Origin of the sequence: Marinobacter sp. THAF197a (assembly GCF_009363275.1) — a bacterium.
In the GTDB taxonomy this organism is placed as follows: Bacteria; Pseudomonadota; Gammaproteobacteria; order Pseudomonadales; family Oleiphilaceae; genus Marinobacter.
In genome coordinates this window covers 3,567,687-3,589,410 of sequence record NZ_CP045324.1, presented here as the reverse complement: position 1 = coordinate 3,589,410, position 21,724 = coordinate 3,567,687, and the positions used below count along the sequence as shown (strand labels likewise).

The following is a 21,724-nucleotide window of genomic DNA, read 5'->3' as shown; positions in this document are numbered from 1 at the left end:
CACTGTGACAGACACCCGCACCGATACCGATCTGATCATTGCCGGTGGCGGCCTGGCCGGGGCCACCCTGGCGCTGGCGCTGGCGCGCGTGGTGCCGGAGTTACGGGTAACGGTAGTGGAAACCTTTCCACTGTCGCCAGATGCCTTGCCCGAAGACTACCAGCCCAGTTACGACGCACGCTCCACGGCGTTGGCCTGGGGCTCACGGCTGATCTTCGAAAACCTCGGGCTGTGGGAGGTACTGGCGGAACATGCCACGCCAATCCACCACATCCACGTGTCGGACCGGGGGCGATTCGGCGCAACCCGCTTGCATGCGCAGGATCACGGTCAGGCAGCCCTGGGCTATGTGGCCGATAACCGCTGGATGGGCCTGAGCCTGATGCGGGCGCTGCTGGACACCCCCGTGAGCTGGCAGGCGCCGGCGGAAGTCACCGGTATGACGCCGATGCCTGGTGGTGTTTGCGTCGAGATTCGCAAGGGTGACGAACACTACAGTCTGGCCGGGCAGTGCCTGGTGGTGGCTGATGGCGGCCGCTCTGGCCTGCGGGAACAGCTGGGGTTTGTGACCCGCACCGAGGACTACGGTCAGAATGCCCTGATTGCCAACGTCTCCACCAGTGACGCACACGGGTTTACCGCTTTCGAACGCTTCACCGAGGCGGGGCCTATGGCCTTGCTGCCCCATGGCTCGCCGGTGACGGCGGAAAACCAGTCCGCCCTGGTGTGGACGCTCACCGACAGTGCGCTGGAGCAGGTACTGGCGCTGTCCGATGACCAGCGATGCCAGGCCTTGCAGGAGCGTTTTGGCTGGCGCCTGGGGCGCTTTACCCGGATAGGTGAATGCCATCACTACCCGTTGAAGCTGACCACGGTGGATGAAGCCGTGCGCCCGGGCGTTGCCCTGGTGGGTAATGCGGCCCACGCGCTGCACCCGGTCGCCGGGCAGGGGTTTAACCTGGCCCTGCGTGGGCTGATGACCCTGGTGGAGCAGTTCCGGCGGGCGGTGGACGACGGCACGCCTTTGGGCGATCTGTCGATTCTGGGAGAGTACCAGCGCCTGCACCGGCAGGACTGGCAGCAAACCGTACAGTTTTCGGATTCCCTGATTCGTGTGTTCGGGCAATCATTGCCACCTCTGGCGGCCGCCCGGGACGCGGGCCTGGTAGGCCTGGATCTGGTGCCTGGCGCCAAGCGCTGGTTTTCCCGCAAAGCCATGGGCACCGGTGGCCGTAAACCCGTTGTTTCCCGTGCCGATTGTTCGAAGGAGCCTGCCCGCAATGACCAGTGATTCCGGCAATTCGCAGATGGATATCCTGATTGTGGGTGGAGGCATGATTGGCTCAGCACTGGCCCTGGGGCTGTCCCGCCAGGGTTGGCAGGTCGGGTTGATTGAAGGTGCCACGGTAGCAGAGCTGGTCGCACCGGCGGCCCCGGCAACGGATGTGAACGACTTTGAGCCCAGAGTCAGCGCTATCTCCCTGGCCAGCCAGCGTCTGCTGGCTGAACTGGGCGCCTGGCAGCGGGTCCAGGACAGTCGCCACTGTGGCTACCGCCAGATGACGGTGTGGGATGGTGACGGCACCGGGCGTATCCATTTTGATGCAGCGGAGCTGCACGCCAGTTCACTGGGAACCATTGTTGAGAACCGGAACATTGTGCGCGCGCTGTTTGAAGAGCTGGCCGACAGTGGCGTTACCCTGTTTGACGGCGTCCGGGTGAAGGCCTGGCATGGCCGTGACGGTGTCGAGCTGGAAGACGGCCGGCGCCTGAACGCCCGCCTTGTGGTCGGAGCCGACGGCGCCTTGTCTCGCTTGCGGCAATGGAGTGGCCTGGCCACGCGGGAGTGGGATTACGACCAGCAGGCGATTGTGTGCACGGTCCGCACCCGCCAGTCGCACCGCTATACTGCTTGGCAGCGCTTTTCGCCAACCGGGCCGTTGGCCTTTTTGCCGCTACTGAACGAAGCCGGCGATGACCATTTCTGCTCGATTGTCTGGTCTCAGGATACGCTGGAAGCCAAACGCCTGATGGCGCTGGACACCGAGGCGTTTCGGCAGGCGTTAGGCGTTGCCATTGAGCAGCAACTGGGTGAGGTACTGGAGGTTTCCGGGCGTTTTGCCTTCCCGCTGCGCCAGCGCCACGCCAAGGACTATGTTACCGACGGCCTGGCCCTGGTTGGGGACGCCGCCCACACCATTCACCCGCTGGCGGGCCAGGGTGCCAACCTGGGCTATGGCGATGTGAGGGCCCTGCTGGAAGAGTTGGCCCGGGCCAAGGCCCGCAACCTGGCCCCGGATGATGCCCTGGTACTGGCCCGTTACCAGCGTCGCCGAAAAGGCGAGAATCTCACCATGATGGCGGCGATGGAAGGCTTCAAGCAGCTGTTTGCCCGGGACGAGCTGCCGGTTCGCTGGTTACGGAATACCGGTATGCGTTGGCTCAACCAGTTGCCCATGCTGAAGAATCGGGTGGCGGCAGAAGCCATGGGTATCACGGAATAAGAGACGGCTTTGCGGGTAGCTCAGCCGCAGGCGTCAAACAGCCGGCTGATCAACACTGGCGCGGCCGTTTCCACCCGCAGAATGCGGGGCCCCAGATGCACACCCTGGCATCCGGCCTCTTCCAGTTTGCCCACTTCGTAATCGGTAAAACCGCCTTCCGGCCCGATGCACAGGGCTGCCGGCTCGTTCAGGTGAACCGGGCAGGGTGCGGTTGTGCCGGGGTGCGCCACCAGCGCGATTTTATTTGCCAGCAGGGCCGGTAGTTCGTCTTCCACAAAGGGTTTGAACAGCTTGCGGATATGCACCTGTGGCATCACCGTATCTTTAGCCTGCTCAAGGCCCAGTGTCAGGTTTTCCCTCAGGTTGTCGTCTGACAGCCACGGAGTTTGCCAGAAGCTTTTTTCCACCTTGTAACTGTTAATCAACCAGATATCCTTCACCCCCAAGGACGCGCAGGTCTGCAGCACGCGGCGGAACATCTTTGGCCGTGGCATGGCCAGGATCAGGGTCAGTGGCAGAGGCTGTGGTGGGCGCTGGCTTAGCGTGACCTTCAGCTCCGCTTCGGTGTCTGTCAGGGTCAGGATTTCACCGGTGCCTATGGCGCCGTTGGCCCGGCCGACCGGAATCTGGTGGCCGGTACTGGCTTTGAGTACGGTCCTCAGGTGTTCAAGGCGGCGACCGCGGAGCAGCACCCGGTCTGTGCCGGTGAAGTCTTCGTCGAACAGCAGCGCCAGGTTCATGCGGAGTCGGACTCGCCCTCAGAGGCGTCATCTACCCGGCGGTATGCCAGGCGCCCGAACAGGATGCCAAACTCGAACAGAATCCACATGGGCACCGCCAGCAGGGTCTGGGAAATAATGTCGGGCGGGGTCAGCAGCATGCCGATGATAAAGCAGGCCACCACCACGTAGGGGCGTTTTGCGGCCAGATCCTGGGGCGTAGTGGCACCTGTGAGGATCAGCAGCACAGTGGCAATGGGAATCTCGAAGGCCACCCCGAAGGCAAAGAACATTTTCAGAACGAAGTTCAGGTAACTGCTGATGTCAGGCAGCTCGACAATGCCCTCGGGCCCAATGGCGGTAAAGAATCCGAAGACCAGAGGGAATACCACGTAATAGGCAAAGGCCGCGCCCGCATAGAACAGGATGACGGAGGTAAACAGCAGGGGAAATGCCAGGCGCTTTTCATGGGCGTACAGGCCCGGCGCTACGAAGCTCCAGAGCTGATACAGGATCACCGGGATGGCGGCAAAGACTGCCAGCACCAGAGCCAGTTTCAGGGGCGCAAAGAAAGGCGAGGTGATGTCGGTGGCGATCATGGTCTGGCCCACCGGTAGCAGCTCGCGCAGTGGTAACGACAGCCAGAGGTAAAGGTCGTTGGCGAACGGGTAGATAAAGGCAAAACACACAATGACGGCCAGCACCATTTTCAGGAGCCGGTTGCGCAATTCGAGCAGGTGCTCGATCAGGGGCATCTCCTGTTGTTCAGGAGGTATCGGGTTACTGCCTGGGTCGCTCATGAACGATTATCCGATGGCCGCTCTGGTGTCGCGTTGCTGGCCTCGCCGCTGGCTTCCTGATCGGCGTTGTCGCCTTGCGGAGTCTCGGCGGTTGACTGATTTGTGCTTTCCTCGCCGGCGAGCCTGCGGGTTGCCGGTGCGGGCCGGGGTTTGCGGGTCTCGCTGTCTGGCAGGATCATGTGTTCGTATTTCTTGGCTTCATCAAGGGCTCCGCGGACGGTTTTCTCCATGTCGTCCAGGCCGACGTCACCGGCCTTGCGGAGCTCTTCCCGCAGCTCTTCTGCCTTGAGCTGGCGATCCAGTTCCGAGGTGAACTGGCCCACCATGCGCCGCGCGCCGCCAATCCACCGGCCCGCGGCCCGGGCAGCGGTAGGCAGGCGCTCAGGCCCAAGCACAAGCAGCGCGATGATGCCGCAGATCAGTAGCTCAATGAAGCCAATATCGAACATTCAGGCGGTACTCAGCTTTGCTTTTCCCGGGGCTTCTCTTCGGCCGGGGCCTCAGTTTTCTCAGCCTGCTGGCCTTCCAGCGTGCTCTGATCGGCGGATTTTTCCTCTTCGTCGCTCATGGATTTCTTGAAGCCACGAATCGCGCCGCCCAGATCACTGCCGATGTTGCGCAGTTTCTTGGTTCCGAACAACAGGATGACGATGCCGAGTACGATTAAAAGTTGCCAGATGCTGATACCCATGAGGGTTCCTCGTTCAATTGTTGCTGTTCCATGACATTGTACGCCAACGGCGACCGTTCCCGGAAATCCCCGTTAGGGGTACCTCTTTACGAGTTCCGCGACGCTTTCTCTTCTAGGCCTGACAGATCGAAACGACTGGCCAGTTCATCAATCACATCTTTTGGTCCGAGCCCAAGCCGGGAGAGCATCACCATGCTGTGAAACCACAGGTCGGCCGTTTCGTACACCACATCCCGGGTGTTCCCGGAGTGTTCGGCGTCTTTGGCGGCCAGCAGTGTTTCGGTGCACTCTTCGCCCACCTTCTCCAGAATCTTGTTCAGCCCCTTGGCGTGCAGGCTGGCCACGTAGGAGGTTTCCGGGTCGGCTTCCTTGCGGGCTTCCAGGACCTGGGCCAGGCGTTCCAGTACATCACTCACGGTCTCTGCTCCTCAATCACTGCCGTAGATGGCGTTCGGGTCTTTCAGCACCGGCTCGGCGCTGACCCATTGGCCGTCTTTCAGGGTCCGGTAAAAACAGCTTCGCCGACCAGTATGGCAGGCAATACCGCCTTTTTGTTCCACTTTCAGCAAAATGACGTCGGCATCGCAGTCGAGCCGGATATCCCGGAGTACCTGCTGGTGTCCGGAGCTTTCGCCCTTACGCCAGAGCTTGCCCCGGGATCGGGACCAGTACACCGCCTGGCCTTCCTCAACGGTCAGCTTCAGTGACTCGGCATTCATCCACGCCATCATCAGGATGTCGCCGTTGTCGGCATCCTGGGCGATGGCCGGTACCAGGCCGTCTTCTGTCCAGCGAATCTCGTTGAGCCAGTCAGGCTGTACGACGTTAGCGGGGGAATCTTGCATTTTTGTGAATCCTGATAAATCCATTCGTTTAACGGCTGCCCCGGAGCATGACCGCGCCGGCAAGGGCAAGCAAGGCCCAGCTCCAAAGTGGCGCATCGGCCGCCAGCTGCGTGGCCTGCTCCTGAGTGCCCGCCAGGGCTGCGGCGGTGAGTGCGGCGGCAATGAAACCCCGGCGCCACCGGCGGTCGCTGCGCTGTTGCTGCTCTTTCATTAACTCAAGCGTAGCGCGATTCTGTTCTTCCGTGGGGCCGCTGCTTCGAAGCTGTAATAGCGCATCATGAACCAGTTGCGGCATCTCCGGCGACTGTTCAAGCCACGCCGGCAGGTGCGTTTGCAGCGATTTGATCAACCCGGCGGGGCCGATGCGCTGGCGCATCCACCTCTCCAGGAACGGCTGGGCGGTGCTCCACAGGTCCAGATCCGGGTACAGCTGGCGGCCCAGGCCCTCGACGTTCAGCAGGGTTTTCTGCAGCAGTACCAGCTGCGGCTGCACTTCCATATTGAAACGGCGGGCCGTCTGGAACAACCGCAGAAGGAAGTGGCCGAAGGAGATGTCTTTCAGTGGCCGTTCGAAGATTGGCTCGCACACGGTACGGATGGCTGCCTCGAATTCATTCACCCGGGTGTCCGGCGGCACCCAGCCGGACTGTATGTGCAGCTGGGCCACCTGGCGGTAATCCCGGCGGAAGAAGGCCAGCAGGTTACGGGCCAGGTAGCTCTGGTCGTCTGGCGCCAGGGTGCCCACAATGCCGAAATCGATGGCGATGTACTTCGGGTCAGCCGGGTTGGAGACGTCGACAAAGATGTTGCCCGGGTGCATGTCGGCGTGAAAGAAGCTGTCCCGGAACACCTGGGTGAAGAAGATCTCCACGCCTTTTTCGGCTAGCACTTTCATATTGACGCCGGCCGCTTTCAGGCTGTCTACGTCGGCAATGGGGATGCCGTGAATGCGCTCCATCACCAGCACGGATTTGCTGGTGTAGTCCCAGTCGATGAACGGGATGTAGATCAGCGGTGAGTTGTCGAAGTTGCGGCGCAACTGGCTGGCATTGGCGGCTTCGCGTTGCAGGTCCAGCTCATCGTGGATGGTGGCGTCGTAATCGGCCACTACGTCTACCGGGTGCAGGCGTTTGCCTTCAGACCAGTATTTTTCCAGCAGGCCGGCCATCAGGTACATCAGGCCAAGGTCCTGGCGGATCACCTTGTCGATACCTGGGCGCAGCACCTTGACCACCACTCTCTGGCCATTGGGCAGGGTGGCGGCGTGTACCTGGGCCACGGAGGCCGAGGCCATCGGGTCCGGGCTGAACTCGGCGAACAGCTCCGACACCGGCGCGCCCAGGGATTTCTCGATAATGCCCCGGGCCTGGTCGCTGGGGAACGGCGGCACCCGATCCTGCAGTTGTTTCAGGGATTCGGCCATGTCGTCGGGCAGCAGGTCCCGCCGGGTGGAGAGAATCTGGCCGAATTTGACGAACACCGGGCCGAGCTCTTCCAACGCCAGTCGCAGCCGGTCGCCCCGGCTCAGTTTCGGCTGGGGGAACAGGTGCCAGGGCGCCAGCAGGAAGAAAATCTTCAGCGGTGTGGGCAGTTCCGCCAGGGGCAGAAACGTGTCCAGCCGGTAGCGGCAGAATACCCAGGCAATTCGGAACAGGCGTTGCAGGCGGGTCACAGGGTCTCCGTATCGTTGTCGCTACCGGAACTTTCCAGCTGTGTCAGCCGGGCTTCCAGGCGTTCAGTGCGCAGGTTGAGCTGGTCAATGTCCTGGAATGTGGCCTCCAGCTCTCTGCGGCCGGGCAGGGCCCGACTCTCTTCGTGCAGGTACTCTTCCAGATTGGCGTTCATGGCATTAGCAGCCTGCCGGCTCCATTGCACCGCGCTGCGGATGCGCTTGCCGAGAAAATGTGCCGGAAGGTCGCCAAGGTGTCGGGCCATGGCCGCTTCCCAGTCAGGCTCCAGCTGGTTCAGGGCACGTTGCAGTTGGTGGGCCAGGGCGGTATTGCCCTGCACGCCCAGCCGATTGTCCGCAAACACCTGGTCATCGCCCAGGGCGAGGGCAACAAAGGCCATGGGGCGGCCGGTAATGACCAGCTCGGGGGCATCGGCGGGCTGACTGCGCACCTGAACCCGTTCGCCCACACACTCCAGGGTCCAGGTCAACGGGACCGGCGCGCTGATGTTGAATTGTGCCGGCCCGGTCAGGGCGTCCAGCAGGGCCTGCCGGCCCGCTGTGTCCAGTTCCAGTGCCCGGTTCAGCGCGATCTCTACAATGGCGCTGGCAGCGGACAGAAGGGTCGGGCCGGGGAACATCAGGGTTTGATTCCCACGTGCAGGGCGACAATGCCGCCGGTCATGTTGTAGTACTTGCAGTTCACCAGACCGGCCTGTTCCATCATACCTTTCAGGGTGTCCTGGTCCGGGTGCATGCGGATGGATTCGGCCAGGTACTTGTAGCTTTCACTGTCGCCCGCGATGAGTTGGCCCATCAACGGCAGGGCGGTGAACGAGTAGGTGTCGTAGGCCTTGCTCAGCAGTGGGTTGGTGGGCTTGGAGAATTCCAGCACCATCAGCTTGCCGCCGGGTTTCAGGACCCGGGCCATGTCCCGCAGGGCCTGGTCCTTGTCGGTGACGTTGCGCAGGCCAAAGGCGATGGACACGGCCTGGAAGCTGTTGTCCGGGAATGGCAGGTGCTCGGCATCGGCCTGCACGTACTCGATGTTGCCAGCGTAGCCCCGGTCGGTCAGCCGGCTGCGGCCTACCTGCAACATGGAGGCGTTGATGTCGGCCAGGACCACCTTGCCGGTGGGGCCGACCAGGTCAGAAAATTTCATGGTCAGGTCGCCGGTGCCACCGGCAATATCCAGTACCTGATGGCCCTGGCGAACACCGCTGAGTTCAATGGTGAAACGCTTCCACAGCCGGTGGATGCCCATGGACATCAAATCGTTCATGAGGTCGTATTTGCCGGCCACGCTGTGGAAAACCTGAGCCACCTGGCTGGCTTTCTGGCTCCTGGGTACATTGCGGAACCCGAAGTGGGTTACGTCGTCCTGGCCGTTGCCGGGGGTGCCCGGTGTTTGCTGCTCGCTCATGGGTGTTGGTCCTGTCAGAATCTCAGGTTGGTATTCTAACCTTTGAGGGGTTGGCTACAAGTTTATTGCCGACTTACACTGTAAATCTGTCTCCAAACAACCGAGAAAACTGATCCATGTCTGTCATTGATATTCATCGCGCCCACTCCCTGGACAAAGCCCACGCCCGTGAAGCGGCAGAAACCCTGGCGAAAGATCTGTCGAAGCAGTTCGACGTCAATTACCAGTGGGAGGGCGACCTGCTCACGTTCAAGCGCAGTGGGGTGAAAGGCCACCTGGATCTCTCTGACAGTGATTTGCACATCCGCCTGGAACTGGGGCTGATGCTGCGCCCGTTCAAATCCCGTATCGAGCAGGAAATTCACTCGCAACTGGACCAGATTCTCACAGCCTGAGCCCGGTTAAAGGTTGCCCGGTACCGAGAAGGGTTCCGGGTGGCTCGCCAGTATGTTCTCCATCACCTGTTTTTCCCGGCCGATCAGCCGTTCAATCAGCACGTCGACATCCTCCATCTTCCGGAATGCGCTGTAGCCCCGGTGCAGGAAACTGTGCAGATCGCCCAGCTCGGCCATTTCCGCCGGCCCCCGGCTCATCGACAGCAGCCAGCCCAGGGTGCGGTTGCGCACGTAGCGGTCCAACTGCTGGCCAGTGTCGGCCACCAGTTCCAGTTGCCGGCTGCGGATGCTCAACTGGCCGCTGGCCCGATAAGCGTCGCAATAGTCGCTGGTGGTGATTGAGGCGGTACTCAGGTTGTGCCGGTCAAACCATTGTGCCAGTTCAAGATCCAGGCTCTGGGTGACCAGGTTCAGTTCAACCAGCCCGGCGAAGGTGCCCAAGAGATGGTCTGGTAGCCACTTCACCATCTTCGGGAAGACCCGGTCGATGTTATCGTCCCGTTGGGTCATGCCAGCAGGGGCGTAAAGGTCTGTCAGCAAGAATTCCAGGCCAGTGTGATAGCCGGGGTTCTGGTAAAGGTCCTGGTGCGTGGCTTTCAGCCGTTCCGCTTGCCAGTCGGCGATGCGGCGGGTGTCTTCCAGCAGGGGGTGGGCTGACTTGAGCTGGCGAAAGTCGTGGTATTCCAGTAGCAGGCGTTTAAGCCGGTGGGCGTTTTCTGAATTCACGTCCGTTGTGACCAGGCGCTCACGATACATGCAGGGGCTCCAATAAAACCGGCGACAAGAGGCATGGCCTCAGAAAAAGGCGCTCAGTTTAGCGAAGCGGAAACCGGGCTGCACCTGTTAAGGTTCAGCCCTCGGCGGCAACAGGCAGAGTTTCCAGACCGGGCACCCATTCCTTGCTGTCCAGCGTGATGAAGTGGCTGGGGGCTTCGGTTTCGATGATGCGCATGTTGGTCGGGCTGGTACGGGCACTGGCCAGCATGGCATTGCGATCCAGGATGCGATCCGTCGCAGGTATCAGGAACGTGCCATGGCGCACATGCTGGTACACCGAGGTGTCTGTGCGGACCATCCACTCCATGATATTTTCAATGTTGCGCACGATGGTCAGATGATCCTTGGTGGCATAGAACAATTTGTTCAGCAGCTGCCGTTTTCTCGGGTTCATCTTGCCAAAGAATGTCTGGCCATAGGCGGATTGCGGCGCGCTGTTGATCAGACGGATCAGCCAGGGCCACATGCCGTGGCTGACCGGCTCCAGCAGGGTGGTCACCAGGGCGTGCAGTTTGCCCTGGGGCAGCACTGGCGCTTCCAGCACAATTTCGACATCTTCGTACAGCTCTGGCCACTGCTTGATGGCTTCAAGAATCACCGCACCACCCCTGGAGTGGCCGTGGATCCGGATATTGCGGGTGCTGGGCAGGTTTTGCAGTGCCTGATTCAGAATACAGGCATCATACTCAATGGTACCTTCCAGGTGCTTGATGGGCACTTCCCAGCCCGGGTTCTCCGGCGTTACACCGTTTACCGGAATATGGTAGTTGCTGCAGGTGAGAAGAATCAGTTCGGTGGTCGGGCCGTCATAGGCCTGGGTGAAGTAACAGTGATTTTCCAGAAAGCCGTGGACGCCGATGACGGTATGTTCCGCAGCGCCGCTATGATTCCGCACCGATACGGCGCCTTTACCAACACGGTAAACCCGGCCTGAGAACATCTCTGAATAGGCGCTCTCGATAGGCTTGATCAGTTTGCGAACATGACTGGCTTTCATGATTCATCTCCCCCGGCATTGCAATGGACTGTTATTGGTTTTGGTTGTGCCGGTCTCTCATTTGTACCGCGTTTGGCTGGGCGAGTTAGTGGCACTACCGCCGGGATTTCCGGAGATCTGTAGCCAATCGCGCAGCATCGTGGTCCTTCTCTATAACCATTGCATCATTACATATAACCAGTATAGAGCCGAAGGGTTACTTGCAGGTAATTTTTTGTAACGCTGTGGGCGACGCACGGTGATGGAGCCCCGTAAAGGACTCTGGCACAATGCGGGATTGGCTTTTTACTTATCGGGCACGTTATTCATCGGGGACTATCAGGTTTGAACCAGGAGCAATCGCATCTCATGCTGCCTTCGGATTCGGCCTGGCTGGCTTTGGAACGGCCGGAAAACCCCATGACCATTACCATTATGCTCCGGGTTGACGGCTTGACGGCCGGCCGGTTCCGGGAATTTCTGGAGGTGTACTGGACCGCCTGGGAGCGTTTTCTCTGCCGCCCGGTCTGGAAGGCGCCGGCCTGGTACTGGCAGAAAGACCCCACTTTTTCCGTTTCCCATCACCTTGACGTGGTGATAGACCGGTTTGATCAGCATCAGTTGCAGGACTGGGTGTCGGCGCGGCTGAACGAGCCGCTGCCGCGGTATCGCCCGGGCTGGAAGTTCTGGCTGGCGCCCAACGCCCAGGGTGGTGCGGCCTTGCTGCTGCGCCTGCATCATTGTTACGCCGACGGGCTGTCCCTGCTGGGCATTTTCTCAACACTATGCCCGCCGTCGCCCCGGCAGTACCCGGCCATCTATGGCGCTGCCGAGTTGCCGCAGCTGGAACGGTGGACAACCTACGCCAGGCAATGGTTGGGAAATATGGCTGCCCAGGCAGGCCAGGTTTCCGGCGCGATACCGGATGATGGCCCCACCAAAGGAGTGGGGCACGCCGGGCGGGCACTGGAGGCCAGTGCCCGGATGGTGCATGAGCTCAGCGAGTTTCTGGTGGAACCGGCCGATACGCCCTCTGAGTTGCGGCGGCCATTGCTGGGCCGGCGTAGCTGTCGGTGGTCTGAACCGGTGGCGCTTGACCGTTTTCGTGCAGTCGCATCGGCCACCCATACTACGATCAACGATGTGTTACTGGCCTGTGTGGCGGCTGCTGTGCGCCCACGGCTGGGGATGTCACCAGAACAGTTGGACGATGCGGTCATGCATGCGGCCGTGCCCGTGGATATCCGGTCCCGGATGCCGGAGGGGGTTCGGCCGGAGGACGGCGAGCCCGGCAACTGCTTTGGCACGGTGTTCGTGCCCATGCCGGTGGATGGAGCCAGTGCCCTGGAGCGGCTGTTCCGCATCAAGCATGAAACCCGCAAGCTCAAGAAGAGCTGGCAGCCGGGGATCGCCTGGGGGCTGACGGCCAGCGCCGCGCTTTTGCCGGAGGTGGGGCGCAAACCACTGGCTGACCTGTTTTTCCGCAAGGCCTCTGCGGTGGTGTCCAATGTGCCTGGTACGCCGGAGACCCGTTACCTGGCCGGTTGTGCCATCACCGAGCAGATGTTCTGGGTGCCCCAGGCCGGCGATATCGGGTTGGGTGTGAGTATCGTCAGCTACGCCGGTCAGGTGCAGTTTGGTGTGGTGGCGGATGAGGCCATTCTGGCCAACCCCCATGAGTTTCTTGATGACTGCTTGTCTGAACTGGACCAGTTCACGGGTGGTCTTTCCACGTAGTCGTACTTCCAAAGTTTCGTTTCAAATGCCTCCCAAATGAGCAGAAAACCTGCTCGCTGGAAGCATTCCCCCCTGTTGTTGCATCACCGACCATGGAAATCAGGCGTCAGACCTCGCCTGGAGCGATCGGATAACCGGTCCTCTTATCCCAGATTTCCAAAAAACAACCGGGGGATGTATGAAAAACAACAACTTCAGAAAGTCAGGGTTGGCCATTGCCATGATGGCGGCCATGGGAGCCAGTGCCGGAGCCAATGCAGCCATTGAACTGTACAACGAGGACGGCACCAGCTTTTCGGTGGATGGCTACTTCAATGCGTTTTACGTGAACCGTGATGACAAAGTTGCTGACGTGCGCAATTCCGACGTCAAGATGGGTTTTTTGCCGAACACCATCGGCTTCAATTTCAGTAAGGAGATGGGCGACCTGACACTGGGTGGCCGTTCATCGTTCTGGAGCACGATCAACGACAGCCTGCAGTCGCCGACCGACACCGCAATCGATGTGCGTCAACTGTATGCAACCGTGGATGGCGCTTTTGGTCAGGTCCTGATTGGTAAAGATTTCGGCCTGTACGCCCGTTCCAATATCTTCCTGGATGAGATCCTGATGGGTTTTGGTTCTCCGGGTGCAGCCACAGGCGTGTCTTTCGGCAATATCCGCACCGGCTACCCTTACCCAAATCCGTCAGCCCAGATCACCTATCGCACACCGGACATGGGCGGCCTGAACGTTGCAGCGGGTATTTTTGAGCCTGCCAACACCACGCCGGGCGCCCAGTCTGAGCAGTCTGCCCCGCGTTTTGAGGCGGAAGTCACCTACAGCGCTGACCTGAACGGCGTGGCCTTGACGGGTTGGGTGAACGGTCGTCATCAGAGCTCCGAAAACGCCACTACCAAGATCGACAGTCAGGGCGTTGGCTATGGTGTGAAAGCGGCTGTGGCCGGTCTGTCCCTGACGGCTTCAGGCTTCACTTCCAAAGGCGATGTGCCGGTTCTGATTACGGATGGGGCTCTGGCCTCTGAAGAGGACGCCGATGGCTACCTGGTTCAGGCTTCCTACACCCTGGGGGCGAACCGCTTTGTGCTGTCTTACGGTGAAACCGATTCCGATCAGGGCAATTTCGAGACCGAGAATATGTCTGTAGCCGTGTTCCACGACGTTAACAGTAACTTCAAGCTGGTGGCCGAATACAATATGTTCGAGCAGGAAACCAAGTCTACCGGTGTGAAAACCGCAGACGCCAACACTCTGGCACTGGGTGCCGTTGTGATGTTCTGAGGAGCTTCGCTCCTGTCTATGGCCTTGCAGGTAGCCGGCAGGAAGCCGGTGCGCCTGCGATGGCCGTCTCAGACTAAAGTGCCGGTTTGCTCTTGCCAAAACCTGGCTGCGTCACCGGACATTGATTCAAGGGGAAGATAATCAATGGCTTACGGAAGATTTGGCGCGCCGACAAAGTGCACTGAAGTCGCATTGGCTGGTGGTTCAGGAGGCGTAGAATCGGTATCAGATTCCCGTATTCCGAGCAGGCTACCGATGAAGCCAGTCAGTCAGTTACCCGCAGTGCGAGTCGCCAGTTCCAGCGTCCGCGAGCCCGAGCTGGCCGCGGCAGAGCTTGCCAAGCGGCTTGTGCACGACAACCTGGGTTGCGTGCTGTTCTTCTGCTCTGTTGAGTATGACCTGCAGAAACTGGGTCCCGCTCTGCAAAAAGCCTTCTCTGGTGTGCGTGTCTACGGTTGCACCTCGGCCGGTGAGATTACCGAGCAGGGATACGACCGGGGCTGCATCAGCGCCATCGGGTTTGATGCCCGTTACTTCGCCATCGATTGTGCTTTGATTCGGCAGCTGGATCGATTCACCCTCCAGGACGCCCAGGGTGTCATTGACCAGATGCTGACCACCTGCCGGGATGCCAACCTGGCGCCGGTCAAGGGCAATACCTTTGCCATTACCTTGCTGGATGGTCTTTCCAGCCGGGAAGAACTGGTACTGGCGACTCTCAATGCGGCTTTAGGCACAATCCCTCAGTTTGGTGGATCTGCGGGGGACGACGAGCGCCTGGCCGATACCCACGTTTATTACGATGGTGAATTTCACTGCGGGGCGGCCACCGTCATGCTGGTCAATACCCCGCTGGATTTCCGGGTGTTCTCGACCCACCACATGGAACCGCTGGATGAAAAACTGGTGGTTACCCGGGCCTGTCCGCAAAGCCGGACTGTATACGAGTTGAACGCGGAGCCGGCGGCTGAGGTCTATGGTCGGGCGGTGGGCGTATCGCTGGATGAACTGGACCGCAAGGTGTTTGCCCTGCGGCCCCTGGGCGTTCGAGTGGGAGGGAACTATTTCGTTCGCTCTATCCAGAGAGTCAATCCTGATCGCAGTCTCACGTTCTATTGCGCAGTGGAGACTGGCATTGTCATGACCGCCATGGCGCCGGGTTCGCTCCTGGACAGTGTACGAACCCAGATTGAAGCCTCCGAGCGGGTGGTCGGCACACCGCTGGTAACACTGGGGTGCGACTGCTTTTTACGCCGGCTCGAAGCCGAGCTGACCGGACAAAGTGACGCGGTTTCCGAATTCCTCAAAGCGCACCGTGTGGTGGGGTTCAACACCTACGGGGAGCAGTTCAACGGTATGCACATTAATCAGACCTTTACGGGGGTGGTCATTGGCCAGCCTGAGTTCAGTACCTGATCTCCCCGAATCTTCCGGCGAGTCCGCCAAGGACCAACGCATTGCGGAACTGGAAGCTGAAAACCGGCGCCTGCGTGACATCCGGGACGCGCTGATTGTTCGGGTGGAGTCTGGCTCTGCCCACAAGCCGGAGCCCTACGCGGCGTTCGAGCACTCGGTGATACTGGCCGAGCAGGTCCGTGAGCGCACGGAAGCCCTGAACCTGACCATGGAAGAACTCAAGGCCAGTAACAAAGCTCTGATGCGTGCCCGGGAAGAGGCGGAGACCTCGCGCCAGCGCCTGAACGATGCTATTGAAAGCATTGCTGATGGATTCGTATTGTTCGACCACAACCACTGCCTGATTCAGACCAACAGTCGTTTCCGGAGTTACTGGCGCCATGCCGGTGTGCCGGTGCCGGCAGCGGGCACCCCGATAGACAAGGTGAAATCGAAAGCGCTGAGCTCCGGGCTGGTCGTCGAGGAGCACAGCCACGAGGATGCCGAGGGCACGGTGTTCCTGCTGTCCAACGGCCGCTGGGTGCAGATGACCGAAAGGCCCACGCGGGAAGGCGGGCTTGTGGTGCTGTATTCCGACATCACTGACGTCAAGAACAGCGAAATGGCGCGCCGTATCAAGGCGCTGGAAGAAAGCGAGCGTTGGATTCGCGTGGTGACAGACCATGTGCCGGCATTGATTGCATACGTGGGCGCTGATCTGACCGTGCAGTTCTGCAACAAGGTTTACCAGGCCTGGTATGGCCAGCCCGGGCAGTCGCCCCTGGGTATGCGCCTGGACGAGGTGCACGAGCCTGAATTTTACCAGCGGCTGCTACCCCAGATTCTGGAGGTCATGGACGGCCACAGCGTGACATTCGAGTTTGACGAAACCGGTGTTCGGGGTGAGCAGCGGTACATGCTCAGATCGTATGTGCCCAACGTTGATGACAATGGCGAAGTGGTCGGCTTCTTCGTGCTGATTCGTGATATTACCGATCGCCGAAAAACCGCGCTGGCGTTGGAGCAGGCCTATGACAACCTGGAAAAGCGGGTACGGGAGCGCACAGCGGCACTGACCGGCCTCAACGCCCAGCTTCGTCAGGAGATCTCCGAGCGTGCAGCGGTTGAGGCGCGCCTCAGGGAGGCCAAACTGGAGGCTGAGCGGGCCAATCTGTCGAAAACCAAGTTTCTGGCCGCCGTCAGTCACGATCTGCTGCAGCCGCTCAATGCTGCCCGTCTGTTCACCAGCGCCTTGCAGGAGCAAAGCTTCGGCCCCAGGGCCGAGGGCCTGGTGCGCTCGGTCAGCACCTCGCTGGATGACGTCGAGAACCTGCTGGGCACGCTGGTGGACATTTCCAAGCTCGACGCCGGGGTGATCAAACCGGACGTGACCGCCTTTGATCTGCGGGATCTGCTCAACAACATCGCCCGGGAATTCCGTCAGATGGCTTTGGCAGAGGGGCTGCGGCTGGATTTCGTGCCATCGTCGGCGGTGGTGCAGTCTGACTCCCAGCTGTTGGCCAGAATCCTGAGAAACTTCCTGACCAACGCGATCCGTTACACCGGTCAGGGGCGCATCCTGCTCGGTGTTCGCCGCCGGCATGATCACGTGTTACTGCAGGTTTGGGACACCGGCCCGGGTATTCCCGAGGACAAGCTGACCGAGATCTTCCAGGAATTCAAACGTATTCGCCCGAGTGGCTCTCAGGCCGACAAGGGGCTGGGCCTGGGGCTGGCGATCGTCGACAAGATATCCCGCATGCTTGGGCATGAGGTGTCTGTGGCGTCGACTGAGGGCAAAGGCTCGGTGTTCAGCGTGCGGGTGCCGCTGGGGCAGTTGCAGCCCTCGCCGGCGGCGACCACGGATATCCAGAAGGTCGAAGTGGATCACGGCATGTCCGGCGCCAGGGTGTGGGTTATCGACAACGATCTGGCCATCTGTGAGGGGATGAAAACCCTGCTGGAGGGTTGGGACTGCAGGGTGGTGACCGCCGTCTCTGTGCCTGATCTGGACGCCAAAGTGGATATCGCCAGCACACCGGTGGACCTGATCCTGGCGGATTACCATCTGGACAACGATGAGAATGGTGTGGATGCGGTTGCCCAGATCAATGGCCGGCGAAGTCAGCCGGCGCCGGTGTTGATGATCACAGCCAATTACACCAACGAACTGAAACAGCACATCCGCGAGTTGGGGTATCTGCTGATGAACAAGCCGGTCAAGCCGCTGAAATTAAGAGCGGTGCTCAATCATGTCTTGAGGGGCTGAGCCCCTCAAGACTGGTCAACGCTTCAGGTACTGGCTGAAATCCACATCACTGGCCGACAGAATGGCCTGCACCCGGTTGTGCACACCGAGTTTCCTCAGAATGGCCGAAACGTGGGCTTTCACGGTGGTTTCTGCAATGTTCAGGTTGTAGGCGATCTGCTTGTTGGACTCGCCTTTGGACATTCTTTCCAGCACAAGTAACTGGCGACGGGTCAGGGAGTTGAGCAGTTCCGGGGAAATGGGGTTGTCTTCGTGCCGGGCTCTGCGGCTGTTACTTTCCTTGCCGGTGCGGATTATGTCGGAGGGCAGGTATACGTTGCCATTCAGGATCTGCTGGATGGCTTCGGTCATCTGGGCCCGGGGTGAGGATTTGGTGATGAAGCCCACGGCGCCGTAAGTGATCGCCTGCAGCACCACCTGTTTGTCTTCCTCAGCGGATACGATGACCACCGGAATGGTCGGCGCCTCGTTGCGCAGGGTAATCAAGCCGTTGAGGCCGTGCATGCCTGGCATGTTCAGATCCAGCAGGATGAGGTCGAGGTCGTCGTTTTCGCGGGTGATTTCCAGCGCGCTGTCCAGATCATCGGTTTCGATAATCTCACTGCCCTGGAATCCTGAGGCGATCACACTGCTGATCGCTTCCCGGAACAGGGGGTGGTCGTCGGCAATCAGAATCTTGTACGCCGGCTCCATGGATGTTTCTGCCTGTTTATTGTCGTCTTCGGGAGTGGTGTCGGATTCATCATAGCGTTTTTCCGACGAGAGTGCGGCATCAAGCTCGGTTAACATGGCGGCCTCCTGTGCAGAAGGTGTCTGCATGGGTGCGATCACCTTCTGTTTATTATTGTGATGGTTTCATTACACGCCATATTGGCCTTGGGTTGAATGCGACCATCGCACCAAAAAACAGGCACCAAAGTACTATTCTTGAAGGGCTGAGGGCTTCGTATCGTGATGGTATGAAGCATCACACAAGAATAACTCAAGCCGTACACCCGGGCCTCAAGGGGTGGTTCTCACGGGGCTTTCGCGTGCTCAGCCTGGTGTTTGCCGTGGTTTTGCTGGTAACACCGGACAACGGCTATTCGCGGGAGCCGGCGGGGTTGCCCGTTCTCAGCATCAGCGTGCTTCAGTTCGGTACCGCCCACTGGGAGCTGGATCATCTGCAACACAGAAAGCTGGACCAGAAGAACGGCTACCGGCTTGACCTGAAACTGGTGGCGAATTTGCCAGCGTCACGGTTGGCAGTCACCAGTGGTTCCGTGCATGGCGCGGTGGCTGATTTGCTCTGGGCGCAGTCGCGATTCCAAGCCGGCACCCCCTACCTGTATGTGCCGTTCTCAAGCCAGATCGGGGATATCGTCGTGCCGGAGGCGTCTGCGATTCGCTCGGTGGCTGACCTGGCAGGCAAACGCATCGGCGTAGCCGGCGGGCCGGACAGCAAGGGCTGGGTGCTGCTGACCAAGGTGGCAGAGCGACAGGGTATCGATCTGGCTCGAGATGCCCGGGTGCAGTTTGCCGCCCCGCCACTACTGAACCAGGCGCTAAAGCGTGAGCAGGTTGATGCCATCGTCACCTACTGGCACTTCTCTGCCCGGCTCAGAGGCGAGGGCGGCTGGCGTTCGGCTTTCGGGATGGCGGACCTGCTCAGGGCTCTGGACCTGGAACCAAACCTGCCGGTACTGGGTTATGTCTTTCCCTCAGAATGGGCGCAACAGCATGCCGGGTTGATTGAACGCTTTGCCCGTTCGCTGCAACAGGCAAAAGCCGAGCTGGCCGGTGAACCTTCGCACTGGCAGCGGTTACGGCCTCTGATGGGGCAGTCCACAGAGGCCGTGTTCGAAGCCCTGCGGGATGGCTTTGTGGCGGGCACCCCGGCGCCGCTGACCGAGCAGCGCCGTGGCGATCTCCAGCGGCTGCTGGTGCTCACAGGCGCTGATGCCGAGGCCCTGATGCCCGAAGCCCTGTTCTACCGGAGCCCGCCGTGAGCAGCCAGGCAGGTCGCCCGCCGGTCTGGAGCTACTGGTTGGTACTGCCCCTGTTTATTGTGTTCTGGGGGCTGTTTGCCTGGCACCTGGAATCCCCGTTGCTACCCGGACCATTGCAGGTGCTGGAAACCTTGATGAAGGAAGCGCGGGGCGGTCAGCTCTGGTTCCATCTGGGCGCCACGCTGGCACGGGTCGCGGTGGCGTTTACCCTGGCGATGCTGCTGGGTACGTGTATCGGTATTGTGATGGGCCGGTCGCGCACCGCCAACGCACTGTTTGATCCCATGCTGGTGCTGCTTCTGAACCTGCCTGCGCTGGTCACCATCATACTGATGTATGTCTGGTTCGGGCTGGTGGAGGCGGCTGCGGTGATGGCGGTTGTTATCAACAAGATCCCGAATGTCGCCGTCACAGTGCGAGAAGGTGCACGCAGCCTGGACTACCGGCTGGAACAGATGGCTACCGTGTACGGATTTACCCGCTGGCAGCGGCTCCGGCAGGTGTGGGTGCCGCAGCTCTTTCCTTATCTGATGGCGGCCACCCGGGGAGGGCTTTCGCTGATCTGGAAAATCGTTCTGGTGGTTGAACTGCTGGGGCGTTCCAGCGGTGTCGGTTTTCAGCTGCACCTGGCGTTCCAGGTGTTCGACGTTGCAGCCATTCTGGCCTACAGCCTGGCGTTTATCGCCGTTGTGCAATTGATCGAACTGGGGCTGTTACAGCCTGTGGAAAGACGGGCCAATCGCTGGCGACAGCCGGAGCAGGCCCATGCTTGAGCTGAGAATACGCGGTCGGGACTATGCACAGCCCGTGCTGGGCGAAGTGTTTGCCACCATCAAGCGTGGCGACCGCATCTGCTTGCTGGGGCCGTCCGGCATCGGTAAGACCACGCTGATCAATGCCATCGCCGGCCTGGATCACTCAATGCCGGCCGGTGCGGTGGTTGGTCGTGAAACACTGCGAGTCGGGTACCTGTTTCAGGAGCATCGGCTGTTGCCCTGGCGAAGCCTGAAAGCCAACCTCCGGCTGGTGGGCGCGAGCGATGAGGAGGCTGAGCACCTGTTGCGACAGGTTGGTCTGGCCGGTTATGGCCATTACCTGCCGGATCAGCTTTCACTGGGGATGGCGCGCCGTGCTGCGTTGGCCCGCTGCCTGGCGGTCAAGCCGGACCTTCTACTGCTGGACGAGCCCTTTGCCTCGCTCGACCCGATCATGGCGGGAGATCTGAAACAGCTGATCGCCGGCATATTGGACGCAAACCCGGATATGGCCATGATCTGTGTGACCCACGACAGCGGTGATGCAGAGTTACTGGCAAACCGGCTCTGGTACCTCGATGGTAAGCCGGCAAGGTTGCAATGGGACGACCGGGTGGTGGAGTCGGGAGCCGTTCGCGAGTTGTTAGAGCAGCTGAGGAGGCTGGATAGAGTGGGCTCCTGACACTCGGCCGGATCAGGCGGGCTTGCTCCCCAGGATTTTCGTCCGCTGGGGGCGAAAACCCGCGGTAGCGAAAAGCGAAAGTACGATGGTCACGCCGGCGGTTATGCCGACGGCCAGAGGGTTCCATTCCAGATAGAGTGAAAACCGGATCGCTTCAACTGCGTGGGTAAACGGATTGAACTGGCAGATCCAGTAAAGCCATGGGCTGGCTTCGTTCATGCGCCACAACGGATACAGGGCGGAAGACATAAAGAACATCGGGAAAATGACAAAGTTCATCACCCCCGCGAAGTTCTCCAGTTGTTTTATCCAGGTGGCTATCAGCAATCCCAGTGCGCCCAGCATCAGGCTGGTGAGGACCAATGCGGGCAGAATCGCCAGGTACCCCCATCGGGGTGGCTCTACGCCAACCAGCCATGCGATCAGCAGAAAAACATAAACCTGGGCCACGGAGACAAAACCCATGGCCAGCAGTTTGGTAATCAGCAGAAATGGCCTGGGCAGGGGGCTCATCAACAGCACCCGCATGCTGCCGAGCTCCCGGTCATACACCATCGACAGTGCGCCTTGCATGCTGTTGAACAGGATGATCATGCCGCACAGTCCGGGCACGATGTAGGTTTCATAAGTGATGTAGGTCTGGTACGGGGGAATAATGGAAATGCCCAGAACCGCCCGGAACCCGGCGGCGAATACCACCAGCCAGAGCAGGGGCCGCACCAGCGCACTGGCAAAGCGGGTGCGTTGCTGCCAGAACCTGAGCCATTCCCGGGTCTGGATGCCCATAAAACAGTGCCAGTAATCGATGGCTTTCATA

General features: G+C 60.2%; 23 protein-coding genes. 10 read left to right on the top strand and 13 right to left on the bottom strand.

Annotated features, from left to right (window positions below):
• Nucleotides 1-4 precede the first annotated feature (4 nt).
• Both ubiH and FIV08_RS16665 read left to right on the top strand, forming a co-directional pair.
• The gene (ubiH, locus tag FIV08_RS16670; protein ID WP_152439150.1) at nucleotides 5-1,291 is read left to right on the top strand and encodes a 2-octaprenyl-6-methoxyphenyl hydroxylase; all 1,287 of its coding nucleotides are present in this window, start codon (nucleotides 5-7) and stop codon (nucleotides 1,289-1,291) included.
• A complete protein-coding gene (locus FIV08_RS16665) occupies nucleotides 1,281-2,504 on the top strand; it encodes an FAD-dependent monooxygenase (protein ID WP_152439149.1) in 1,224 nt (407 codons plus the stop codon). The genes ubiH and FIV08_RS16665 overlap by 11 nt, the downstream gene beginning before the upstream one ends.
• 20 nt (nucleotides 2,505-2,524) lie before the next feature.
• Here FIV08_RS16665 and FIV08_RS16660 read toward each other — a convergent pair whose 3' ends face one another.
• From FIV08_RS16660 to ubiE, 9 genes are all read right to left on the bottom strand, one after another.
• Nucleotides 2,525-3,244, bottom strand: a complete 720-nt coding sequence (locus FIV08_RS16660; protein WP_152439148.1) for a 16S rRNA (uracil(1498)-N(3))-methyltransferase — start codon at nucleotides 3,242-3,244, stop codon at nucleotides 2,525-2,527.
• Nucleotides 3,241-4,023 carry a twin-arginine translocase subunit TatC gene (gene tatC / locus FIV08_RS16655; RefSeq protein ID WP_072676241.1) on the bottom strand — a complete coding sequence of 261 codons (783 nt, stop codon included), beginning with the start codon at nucleotides 4,021-4,023 and terminating at the stop codon, nucleotides 3,241-3,243. Before tatC ends, FIV08_RS16660 begins: the two co-directional genes overlap by 4 nt.
• The gene (tatB, locus tag FIV08_RS16650; protein WP_152439147.1) at nucleotides 4,020-4,472 is read right to left on the bottom strand and encodes a Sec-independent protein translocase protein TatB; all 453 of its coding nucleotides are present in this window, start codon (nucleotides 4,470-4,472) and stop codon (nucleotides 4,020-4,022) included. Before tatB ends, tatC begins: the two co-directional genes overlap by 4 nt.
• Nucleotides 4,473-4,483: 11 nt before the next feature.
• Entirely contained in the window at nucleotides 4,484-4,714 is a 231-nt protein-coding gene (tatA, locus tag FIV08_RS16645; protein WP_058092479.1) for a Sec-independent protein translocase subunit TatA, read from the bottom strand.
• Nucleotides 4,715-4,800: 86 nt separating this feature from the next.
• Complete coding sequence (locus FIV08_RS16640) at nucleotides 4,801-5,130, bottom strand: phosphoribosyl-ATP diphosphatase (protein WP_058092480.1); 330 nt, start codon at nucleotides 5,128-5,130, stop codon at nucleotides 4,801-4,803.
• Between the two features lie 12 nt (nucleotides 5,131-5,142).
• The gene (hisI, locus tag FIV08_RS16635; protein ID WP_058092481.1) at nucleotides 5,143-5,559 is read right to left on the bottom strand and encodes a phosphoribosyl-AMP cyclohydrolase; all 417 of its coding nucleotides are present in this window, start codon (nucleotides 5,557-5,559) and stop codon (nucleotides 5,143-5,145) included.
• Nucleotides 5,560-5,587: 28 nt separating this feature from the next.
• Nucleotides 5,588-7,231 carry a ubiquinone biosynthesis regulatory protein kinase UbiB gene (ubiB, locus tag FIV08_RS16630; RefSeq protein ID WP_152439146.1) on the bottom strand — a complete coding sequence of 548 codons (1,644 nt, stop codon included), beginning with the start codon at nucleotides 7,229-7,231 and terminating at the stop codon, nucleotides 5,588-5,590.
• Nucleotides 7,228-7,869 (bottom strand): ubiquinone biosynthesis accessory factor UbiJ, encoded by a 642-nt coding sequence (locus FIV08_RS16625; protein WP_152439145.1) that lies wholly within the window; start codon nucleotides 7,867-7,869, stop codon nucleotides 7,228-7,230. Before FIV08_RS16625 ends, ubiB begins: the two co-directional genes overlap by 4 nt.
• The gene (gene ubiE, locus FIV08_RS16620) at nucleotides 7,869-8,651 is read right to left on the bottom strand and encodes a bifunctional demethylmenaquinone methyltransferase/2-methoxy-6-polyprenyl-1,4-benzoquinol methylase UbiE (protein ID WP_138435816.1); all 783 of its coding nucleotides are present in this window, start codon (nucleotides 8,649-8,651) and stop codon (nucleotides 7,869-7,871) included. The genes FIV08_RS16625 and ubiE overlap by 1 nt, the downstream gene beginning before the upstream one ends.
• A 116-nt stretch (nucleotides 8,652-8,767) precedes the next feature.
• On the opposite strand from ubiE, the gene FIV08_RS16615 reads away from it, so the two are divergent.
• The gene (locus FIV08_RS16615; RefSeq protein WP_061330695.1) at nucleotides 8,768-9,046 is read left to right on the top strand and encodes a polyhydroxyalkanoic acid system family protein; all 279 of its coding nucleotides are present in this window, start codon (nucleotides 8,768-8,770) and stop codon (nucleotides 9,044-9,046) included.
• 6 nt (nucleotides 9,047-9,052) lie between these two features.
• Here the strand turns inward: FIV08_RS16615 and FIV08_RS16610 are convergent, their stop codons facing one another.
• Nucleotides 9,053-9,802, bottom strand: coding sequence for an FFLEELY motif protein (locus FIV08_RS16610; protein ID WP_152439144.1), 750 nt, complete (start codon nucleotides 9,800-9,802; stop codon nucleotides 9,053-9,055).
• Between the two features lie 94 nt (nucleotides 9,803-9,896).
• Nucleotides 9,897-10,820: an alpha/beta hydrolase gene (locus FIV08_RS16605; RefSeq protein WP_152439143.1), complete on the bottom strand. Its 924-nt coding sequence runs from the start codon at nucleotides 10,818-10,820 to the stop codon at nucleotides 9,897-9,899.
• Between the two features lie 348 nt (nucleotides 10,821-11,168).
• On the opposite strand from FIV08_RS16605, the gene FIV08_RS16600 reads away from it, so the two are divergent.
• The 4 genes from FIV08_RS16600 (at nucleotide 11,169) to FIV08_RS16585 (ending at nucleotide 17,482) form a co-directional block, all read left to right on the top strand.
• Nucleotides 11,169-12,536 (top strand): WS/DGAT domain-containing protein, encoded by a 1,368-nt coding sequence (locus FIV08_RS16600; protein ID WP_152439142.1) that lies wholly within the window; start codon nucleotides 11,169-11,171, stop codon nucleotides 12,534-12,536.
• A gap of 178 nt (nucleotides 12,537-12,714) precedes the next feature.
• Complete coding sequence (locus tag FIV08_RS16595) at nucleotides 12,715-13,818, top strand: porin (RefSeq protein WP_152439141.1); 1,104 nt, start codon at nucleotides 12,715-12,717, stop codon at nucleotides 13,816-13,818.
• 255 nt (nucleotides 13,819-14,073) lie between these two features.
• Nucleotides 14,074-15,234, top strand: coding sequence for a nitric oxide-sensing protein NosP (nosP, locus tag FIV08_RS16590; RefSeq protein WP_228715446.1), 1,161 nt, complete (start codon nucleotides 14,074-14,076; stop codon nucleotides 15,232-15,234).
• Nucleotides 15,218-17,482, top strand: coding sequence for a NahK/ErcS family hybrid sensor histidine kinase/response regulator (locus tag FIV08_RS16585; RefSeq protein WP_228715561.1), 2,265 nt, complete (start codon nucleotides 15,218-15,220; stop codon nucleotides 17,480-17,482). The genes nosP and FIV08_RS16585 overlap by 17 nt, the downstream gene beginning before the upstream one ends.
• A gap of 15 nt (nucleotides 17,483-17,497) precedes the next feature.
• On the opposite strand, the gene FIV08_RS16580 is transcribed toward FIV08_RS16585, so the two are convergent.
• Complete coding sequence (locus FIV08_RS16580) at nucleotides 17,498-18,175, bottom strand: response regulator (protein ID WP_106694070.1); 678 nt, start codon at nucleotides 18,173-18,175, stop codon at nucleotides 17,498-17,500.
• A 266-nt stretch (nucleotides 18,176-18,441) separates the two neighbouring features.
• Between FIV08_RS16580 and FIV08_RS16575 the strand changes: the two genes are divergently transcribed.
• The 3 genes from FIV08_RS16575 to FIV08_RS16565 are packed head-to-tail and all read left to right on the top strand — an operon-like array spanning nucleotide 18,442 to nucleotide 20,907.
• Complete coding sequence (locus FIV08_RS16575; RefSeq protein ID WP_152439138.1) at nucleotides 18,442-19,470, top strand: ABC transporter substrate-binding protein; 1,029 nt, start codon at nucleotides 18,442-18,444, stop codon at nucleotides 19,468-19,470.
• Nucleotides 19,467-20,243 (top strand): ABC transporter permease, encoded by a 777-nt coding sequence (locus FIV08_RS16570; RefSeq protein WP_152439137.1) that lies wholly within the window; start codon nucleotides 19,467-19,469, stop codon nucleotides 20,241-20,243. The genes FIV08_RS16575 and FIV08_RS16570 overlap by 4 nt, the downstream gene beginning before the upstream one ends.
• Nucleotides 20,236-20,907, top strand: coding sequence for an ATP-binding cassette domain-containing protein (locus FIV08_RS16565; protein WP_152439136.1), 672 nt, complete (start codon nucleotides 20,236-20,238; stop codon nucleotides 20,905-20,907). The genes FIV08_RS16570 and FIV08_RS16565 overlap by 8 nt, the downstream gene beginning before the upstream one ends.
• 12 nt (nucleotides 20,908-20,919) lie before the next feature.
• On the opposite strand, the gene FIV08_RS16560 is transcribed toward FIV08_RS16565, so the two are convergent.
• Entirely contained in the window at nucleotides 20,920-21,723 is an 804-nt protein-coding gene (locus FIV08_RS16560; RefSeq protein ID WP_152439135.1) for an ABC transporter permease, read from the bottom strand.
• Between the last annotated feature and the right edge of the window lies 1 nt (nucleotide 21,724).